At 59.6% G+C, this 7,523-nt stretch carries 7 protein-coding genes and 1 pseudogene; 6 read left to right on the top strand and 2 right to left on the bottom strand.

Going from position 1 to position 7,523, the window contains the following annotated elements; all coding sequences use genetic code 11:
• Window positions 1-146 precede the first annotated feature (146 nt).
• Both MA884_RS27605 and MA884_RS27600 read right to left on the bottom strand, forming a co-directional pair.
• Window positions 147-1,283, bottom strand: a complete 1,137-nt coding sequence (locus tag MA884_RS27605) for a catalase family protein (protein WP_256233461.1) — start codon at window positions 1,281-1,283, stop codon at window positions 147-149.
• Window positions 1,284-1,314: 31 nt separating this feature from the next.
• Window positions 1,315-3,120 (bottom strand): di-heme-cytochrome C peroxidase, encoded by a 1,806-nt coding sequence (locus MA884_RS27600; RefSeq protein WP_256233460.1) that lies wholly within the window; start codon window positions 3,118-3,120, stop codon window positions 1,315-1,317.
• Window positions 3,121-3,390: 270 nt separating this feature from the next.
• Here MA884_RS27600 and MA884_RS27595 point away from each other — a divergent pair, with 270 nt between their 5' ends.
• From MA884_RS27595 to MA884_RS27570, 6 genes and pseudogenes are all read left to right on the top strand, one after another.
• Window positions 3,391-4,104 (top strand): FKBP-type peptidyl-prolyl cis-trans isomerase, encoded by a 714-nt coding sequence (locus MA884_RS27595; RefSeq protein ID WP_256233459.1) that lies wholly within the window; start codon window positions 3,391-3,393, stop codon window positions 4,102-4,104.
• A gap of 293 nt (window positions 4,105-4,397) precedes the next feature.
• Window positions 4,398-4,853: a YkvA family protein gene (locus MA884_RS27590; protein WP_256233458.1), complete on the top strand. Its 456-nt coding sequence runs from the start codon at window positions 4,398-4,400 to the stop codon at window positions 4,851-4,853.
• Window positions 4,854-4,967: 114 nt separating this feature from the next.
• Complete coding sequence (locus MA884_RS27585; protein WP_256233457.1) at window positions 4,968-5,309, top strand: helix-turn-helix domain-containing protein; 342 nt, start codon at window positions 4,968-4,970, stop codon at window positions 5,307-5,309.
• Window positions 5,306-5,677, top strand: a complete 372-nt coding sequence (locus tag MA884_RS27580) for a hypothetical protein (protein WP_003179080.1) — start codon at window positions 5,306-5,308, stop codon at window positions 5,675-5,677. Before MA884_RS27585 ends, MA884_RS27580 begins: the two co-directional genes overlap by 4 nt.
• The gene (locus MA884_RS27575) at window positions 5,678-6,079 is read left to right on the top strand and encodes a sel1 repeat family protein (RefSeq protein ID WP_256233456.1); all 402 of its coding nucleotides are present in this window, start codon (window positions 5,678-5,680) and stop codon (window positions 6,077-6,079) included. It abuts the gene before it with no gap.
• 186 nt (window positions 6,080-6,265) lie between these two features.
• Window positions 6,266-7,523 (top strand): annotated as a pseudogene (locus MA884_RS27570) (type IV secretion protein Rhs); the annotation flags it as partial.

Raw genomic sequence — 7,523 nt, 5'->3', positions numbered from 1 at the left:
AATACCGGCCTGTCACGCCGGGGGTCGCGGGTTCGAGTCCCGTCCGCTGCGCCATCTTCGGCAACCTGGAACACTGAACGCCAGGTCGCCATCCAAAAAGCCCGCTCAATGAGCGGGCTTTTTGCCGTCTGGCGTTTGCCGGTTATCTACTGTTCGGCATTACGACGATGACGGTAATCGCTGACCGCCTCGTACACGGCTTTGCGCAAACGGTTGATGCCGCCGATGGGGCGATGTGCCTCAATGCCGAACCACGGGTTGAAGGACTGGTTGTCACAGGCCAGGTTCAATTTGGGTGTATCGAAATCCTGGGCCGGGACTTTGATTCGCGCTACGGTCTCGAACGGAGCATCGCTTTCTCGCCATTCAATACTGGTGTCTTCGATCGGCATGTACTTGCTCGGGTCCTGGCGCTGGATCTGCAGGACAAAACACACCGGCATCCGGTCTGTGGATAACTGTTGCGTCAGTGCGCTTCGCAAGAAATTCGGCAGTGCCTGGTTTTGTGCGGGCAGGGTGTAGCTAGGGCAGCTATCCGGGTCGGGCGCTACGCGAAACTTCGCGTTAGCCTCGCCAAATTTATAGGGCGATACCGAAAAATACGTGGTCTGGGTCGGGCTGTCAGGGGCCGGGGAAAGTGTCTCCAGGGCGATGAACAGGTGGCGGATCTGCCAGCTCCGGGGATCCAGGCTCGGAAAGAACGCCATCGCCTTTTTTCCATCGGCCTGGGCGGCCACATTCTGACGATATTCGGCGACATCGCTGACGAAGAAGTTCGGATGGTTGAACATCACAAAATCCTGTTCACCTTGCGACTGGCGGTCCCCCAGCAGTTGTTTGCCTGGCACGTCCAGCAGTTTGATCGCCATCCCTCGCGCATCGCGCAGGCTGTCGAACTGCGGGTAGGCGTTGCCGTTGGACAAGCGAATCGTCGCTTGCCAGACCTTCCCCGACTCGGCAAATACACCCTGGCGCAACGGTGCTGGCAGATCGTCCGGCACCTGCACTTGAGCCATGACGCAGCCGTGGGCCTTGGCATGGGCATCGCGCAGGTAGCGCGTGCCTTCGCGGTGCTGATCGACGATGCGGATGGCGGTCTGGATGATGTCCTGGGTCATGGCCGCTTCGCCAGATGGAATCTGCTCTTTATCCGAGACCGGCCCGCTGTGTTGCCAGGCGAACCAGGCCGTGGACAGCGCCCAGCCGAGTAGCCCGATGCCCAACAGCCACAGGAGCGTCTTGCCCAAAAAGGCGCCGAGGCGCAGCCAGAGCGTAATTAGCATGGGTCAATCCTTTTGCCTGAGGGGTTCATCATCACAGTTGCGATTCCAGCGGCCCGCCCAGCACCTTGAGGTACTCCAGCAACGCCCAGCGTTCTTGTGGTTGCAGCAGGCGACCAATCACACCATTGCCCCGCTCACCTGCGCGAAACTCATGACCACTGTTGTGGTTGCCGGTGATCCGGGTGTCGAACAAAAAGCCATTCGTGAAGGCTTCTGTGCGATAGCCCAGGTGCCGTGGGTCGTATTCGAAGCTGCCCTTATAGAAGGTGATCGCCCGTTCGTCCTGAGGAGACAGCAACTGATAGATCGTCGGCACCGAACCGTTATGCAGGAAGGGTGGCGTGGCCCAGACGCCAGCCAGCGGCCGGGCTTTGTAGGCGCGCAGTTCGCGTACGCCGATAGGCAGGCCAAAACCATCCAGCGCCGGGCGCTCCAGCGGTGTGACGCCCGCGTCACGGTAAGCCCGCTCTTCCACGAACGCGGTAACGTAGGCCAAGCCTTTGGCGACCGACATCTGACTCAAATCCAGAGGGGTCGTCGGGGTCGGATGCAGTTGTACGTCCAGTTTGGCCAGTTCGGCCGGATCCCATTGCAGGCTGGTCAGATCGAAACGGTGGTCGGCAATGTTGTTAGCGGTGCCCGGATCGGTGCCGATCACCTTGACTGGCAACATGTTCAGGTGCTGGACGGGCCTGTCAGGGCCTTGAACCACTTTGGGGACATGGCAGCCTGCACAGTTTTCGGTGAACAGCGCCCGGCCCTGTGCGGCCAACGGCAAATCGATAGGCCCAAGCAGTTCCTGGGGCCACTCCGGGGCCTTGAGCAATTGCAGGGTTTCTTCAATCTTGTGCAGATCGCGAACGCGCACGCTGGAGGGGTATCGCGCATCACCTTGCAAGGGTTTGCCCTGGGCATCGAAGAAATTCAACGTAGCGCCGACACCCAACGCTTCGCCGACATTGCGGGCCATCGGTTGCTGGGCCGAACCGTTCCACTGCACCCAGTCGAATGTCCATATGTCCCACAACTGCGGGTAATCCACAGGCGCGTTGGCGACCCGGTAATTTTTGTCGGAGATGGCATCGCCGAAGCTGGCATTGGCAATCCGTCCAAAGGCATCTGTGCGGCCAGGTCCTTCTTCGGTGGGGTAGAGGCCACGGTGCGTGTCGTTCCAGGCCACATGCAGGAACGTATCCAGAGAGGATTTGAATGATTTGCGCAGTTGTTCATGGCCGGCGTCGTAGTCCTGCCCCAGGACCTGGCGGGCGAAGCGCTCGAATTTCCAAGGGTTGTAGTAGGTCGAGGCCAGACTGGCGACCAATGCCTGTCCAAAACTGCCACCGCGCAATGTGGGAACACTTGAGGGCAGGACGTGCTGGGCCGAACCACCATCGATCCGTATCGCCTGGCCCTTGAAGCGCAACTCGCCGGTGTGACAGGCGGCGCAGGTGATATCCAGGAATTGGTCGGCGCTGCCCGGATTCTGGTGGCGAGTGAAACCTACGGGCAGGTTGCCAGGATTGTCTGGCGAAGCTTTCTGCGCCGGGTCCACCAGAAAGCCGAATCGGGCCAGGTATTCAGGCGAAGCAAAGCGCTGTTGCGAGAACGGCAATTCGAGGGCGGTGAACCAGTCATAGCGCAAACCTTTGACCTGGGTACCCTGGGGGGTGAAATAGTACGTCTGGCGCTCGGCGGCGCTCCATTGATCCAGATAATGCACCTGCTCGACCGGTGTATAGGCCGGCAGGCGGGGATTGGCGACGTAATAAAGCACCACGGCCACGGCGATGATGAGCAGCGCGAGGAGCAACAAGAGAAGGCGAGAGAGCAGGCGCACAGTAACGTCCTTGTTTTTTTTGATATGCCCTTATGCCTCAGCGCCGCGTGGCCGGCAAGTGGCCATTACCTCTCGGGTTGTGGGAAGTGGCAATTTGTCCCTGTATGTAATAGATGACAGACGCTTCATCTGCCCAGGATTAAAAAGCGTTTGCGCACGTGAACTTATCATCGCTTTGCTGCTCACATGCCGGTAGCCATTGGTCGTGGCCGCCTGATAAGCTCGCGGCTTTACTCGATTGCCCTTTTGGCGCATGAACAAGGAAATAGCATGAAACAGCATCGGTTGGCGGCGGCGGTGGCCCTGGTTGGCCTGGTACTCGCGGGTTGCGACTCGCAGACCAGCGTAGAGCTGAAAACCCCGGCGCAGAAAGCTTCCTACGGTATTGGCCTGAACATGGGCAAAAGCCTGGCTCAGGAAGGTATGGATGACCTGGACTCCAAAGCAGTTGCCCAGGGCATCGAAGATGCCGTCGGCAAGAAAGAACAGAAGCTGAAAGACGAAGAGCTGGTCGAAGCCTTTGCCGCACTGCAAAAACGTGCGGAAGAGCGTATGGCCAAGATGAGCGAAGAGTCGGCAGCCGCCGGCAAGAAATTCCTCGAGGAAAACGGCAAGAAGGAAGGTGTTACCACCACCGCTTCCGGCCTGCAGTACGAAGTGGTCAAGAAAGCCGACGGCCCGCAGCCTAAGCCGACTGACGTCGTGACTGTTCACTACACCGGCAAGCTGACCGACGGCAAAGTGTTCGACAGCTCCGTGGAACGTGGCAGCCCGATCGATCTTCCGGTCAGCGGTGTGATCCCGGGTTGGGTCGAAGGCCTGCAACTGATGCATGTCGGCGAGAAGTACAAGTTGTACATCCCGAGCGAACTGGCCTACGGCGCCCAGAGCCCGAGCCCGGCGATCCCTGCCAACTCGGTCCTGGTGTTCGACCTGGAACTGCTGGCGATCAAGGATCCGGCAAAAGAAGCAGCAGCCCAGTAACTCAGGCTGTCTATAACAACAACGCCTCGCTTATGCGGGGCGTTGTTGTATCCGGGCGCTGGTAAACATCAAAAAACCGAACGCTCGGCGCGGACTACAGTCATAGGCAATACAGACGCTGTGCTAGACCCAGTCGGCCCGTCAAGTCAATGAAATGTTGGGTTTTTTTATGTGAGTAAAAAACGCCCGATCTGACCGGGGGCCTTATTTAACGGGGGCTTCAGCGCGGAAATGCAGCTCTGTTCACAAGGTTATCCACAATTTGTGTGGATAACATTTCAGTGGGAGAAAACATGAAGGCTCCGTGGAATTTTGCGCGTTTTCTGCCCTTGGCGGGACGACTGCTGGCCCGCGGTCGATTGCCGACGTTGCTGTTTGCCGTCGCCAGCAAAGGTGCCCGTGAGGGTGGTCGGTTAGGCAAGCTAAAGGAAGATTTGCGTTTGCTGCAGGCCCTGTGCCTGGCCTACTGGCGTGGCGAATATCGGGCCGTTAGCGCCAAGTCGTTGCTTTTTATCGTGGCCGGCCTGATGTACTTCCTCAGCCCTCTGGACGCGATTCCGGATTTCCTGCCCATGTTCGGCATGTTTGACGATATCGCCGTACTGGCATGGATCATGAAAACCCTCGACGTTGAACTCGAAGCCTTCCGCGCCTGGCGTTATCGGCAATCCCCCGACAAGCTCGCTCAAGTCGAGCGGCTTCCCGACACCTCGGAACAGCTCCAGCTTCAAGGGCAGAAAAAGCACTGATCCGGCTTCTGTTTCCCTTCTGAGATTGATCGCCCCGCGACCTTAGCCGCTATTAGGATTACACTTCCAAGGAAAAAGCTGACTCGCTAAGTGTTGTTGTCCTACGGGGTAGACATGGATATTCAAATAATTACACGCGACGGAGAGCCCGAATACGCGGTTTTACCGTGGGATCAGTACCAGTCGCTATTGAAGGCAGCCGGCATCAATCAAGCACCGCCGCACGAAGCCACAGTCCGTCATGCGGCGGCACCCGACCAGATTCTTCCTGGTCTGGATCAATTACGCAGTTTGCGCGAAGGGAAGGGCATCGCCATTGAAGCGTTGGCCCGCACAGTAGGTATTAGCCCGTCTTATCTGGCCATGATCGAAAGCGGCGAGCGTCAGCCCGATGCCGCGATTCGGCGCAGTCTGGCCTGGGAGTTGACGGTGCCGGGTTGGAGGGATCAATTGTGAGTGTTCGCATCAGTCGGCAGCATTGGGACGGGTTGTTGGGTGAACTGGATCAGGCGCGCCGCCAGCGCCATTTATTGACGTACCGGGCCTTGCTGGAGCGCTTGCAGCTTCCCAGCCCGGCCATGCAGACCTTGACCGCAGCGCTTGAACACTTGGCAGCGCTGGATGCCCGGGCTGAACAGCCACTGCGAAGTTCGCTGGTCATCAGTCAAGGGGCAAGCCGGTTGCCGCGTACCGGCTTCTTCGAGTGCGTTGAACGTCTCGGGCGCTTTTCCGGACCTTCCGATGGCGTGGCCGCTGCTTCCTGGCACGCCTCGGAAGTGGTCCGGGTATTCGAATACGAGTACCCCGAATCTGCGGAGGCTTGAGTGCTCTGGCGTATCAAGGCACGGGCCGGTTATTGGCTGGCGCGTCGATTGTTTCATTGGGCCTGGTTCGTTCGCCAGCCCCGTGGCTGGTCCTGGCTGGAAGGCCAATTTGCCCGCATGGCGAACCTGGGGGATGTCGGTGCTCAAAGTTTCTACGGGCATATCCTGACGTTCCGCGGCCAGGGGCTGGGTGCCCGGGAAGAAGGCGTTCGCCTGCTGCGCCTGGCGGCACTGGCGGGTGATGGCAAGGCTGCCTATCAAGTCGGTGTGATCAGCCTGGCCGGTACCGCCAGCAAGGCGCCGGATCCGATAGAGGCGGCACGCTGGTGGGGGTTGGCGGCGAAAGCCGGGCATCCGTTGGCTGAGATCAAGCTCAAGGCGCTCGAAGGTCACGAACTCTAGCGTTATCCACAGGCTATTCTTTACGCAGTCGGGCGAAATTAGCGAATCGCCCTACATTCACCGCCTCTTTCCCTGACTTATTTCCCCAGCCATCCCCGGCAAAGTCTCGCGCTCCCTGAGTGCTGCGAGACGTCTGCCCATGTTCGATCGTTTTTCCCTGCCGGCCCTTGATCGATCCGTGTCCTGATGGATCAGGTGCACCGTATCGAGCAGGAACTCGACAGCTTCAAAGACACCCTGACGCTCTACCGCGAGCAGCTCGAGCGCTGGTACAGCCAGACGGCGGACCGCGCCAGCCATGCGGCCGACCTGCCCTCGCTGATGGGCATGGAGCGGCTGATTCGCTTCGGTGACAGCACCACCGCTGTCAGCATCGGCGACGATGATTTCCTCTCCACCGTTGTCCAGTGCCCTCAGGGCGGGGTGATGACCATCGAGAGTAAGTTCGAGTCGGTGTACGACGTTCCGCTGGGCGACATCGTGGTGGATGTGGTGGACGTGGACAGCGGCGAGGTCAAGCCGGTCACCCTGGATGCCCAGGGCCTGGGGACCTTCAAGGGGACGCCGGGTAAGTCCTATCGGGTTCATGTCCAGGGCGAAGTGTCCCCCAAGCAAATCGCCGATCTGTTTTCTTCCTACGATGGCTTGAGCAAGGATCTGACGGACTGGTTGCGCGGCGAGTGGCAGGGGTTCAAGCCGCAATGGACGCAGCAGTCCTTGGCGACCTCGGCGGCTGCGGTGGGCAACGGTTTGCTCGCTGGCAGTTGGAAGGCGATCGAGGGAGTGTGGGACAGCATCAGTCTGCTGTCGGACATTCTCAAGGATCCCGGCGAGTTTGCTGATCGGTTGGGCGAGAGCGCTGATCAGCTAAAAAAACTGGCGAATGACACGCCGCTGCTCATGGCCAAGCTGCAGCTGCTGGCCAGCGACGAAGCAGCCCTGTGGCTGTTGCTGCGCACCGCCAGTCTCTGGCTGGAGATGCTGCCGCCCAGCGAAGTCGCCGGCAAAACCGCTGAAGCTTTAGCGACGGTGGTGGTGCAACTGGTGATCGACCTGCTGATCGGCGTGGTTCTGACCTTCGCCGGGGCGGGGGCCGGTATTGCTTATCTGACGATGCGCCTGGGCAAGCTTGGCGCGGGTTTGCTAACCGCTGCGCAGCGGTTCATCAACGCAATCTTCGCGGTGGTCAACAGCTTCATGTCCTACGTGGACCGCTACAAAACCGTGGCGGCGCGGGGTGTGGCGGCGGGAATAAAGAAGGGCCGGATGCAACTGCGCTGGGACGCGCAGCGCAATACCACACTGAAAAAAGACGAACCCCACGACGACGCCGCAAGCCAATCGAAAAACCCCAACGGCGACAGTACCGACACGGCGGCCCTGACCCAAACCAGCGGCTGCCCGGTGTCGATGGTCACCGGCGAGGAACTGCTGACCCTGGACG

The sequence above is a fragment of the Pseudomonas sp. Q11 genome (genome assembly GCF_024494355.1).
GTDB classification, from domain to species: Bacteria; Pseudomonadota; Gammaproteobacteria; order Pseudomonadales; family Pseudomonadaceae; genus Aquipseudomonas; species Aquipseudomonas hefeiensis.
This window is presented reverse-complemented; position numbering and strand designations above follow the sequence as displayed.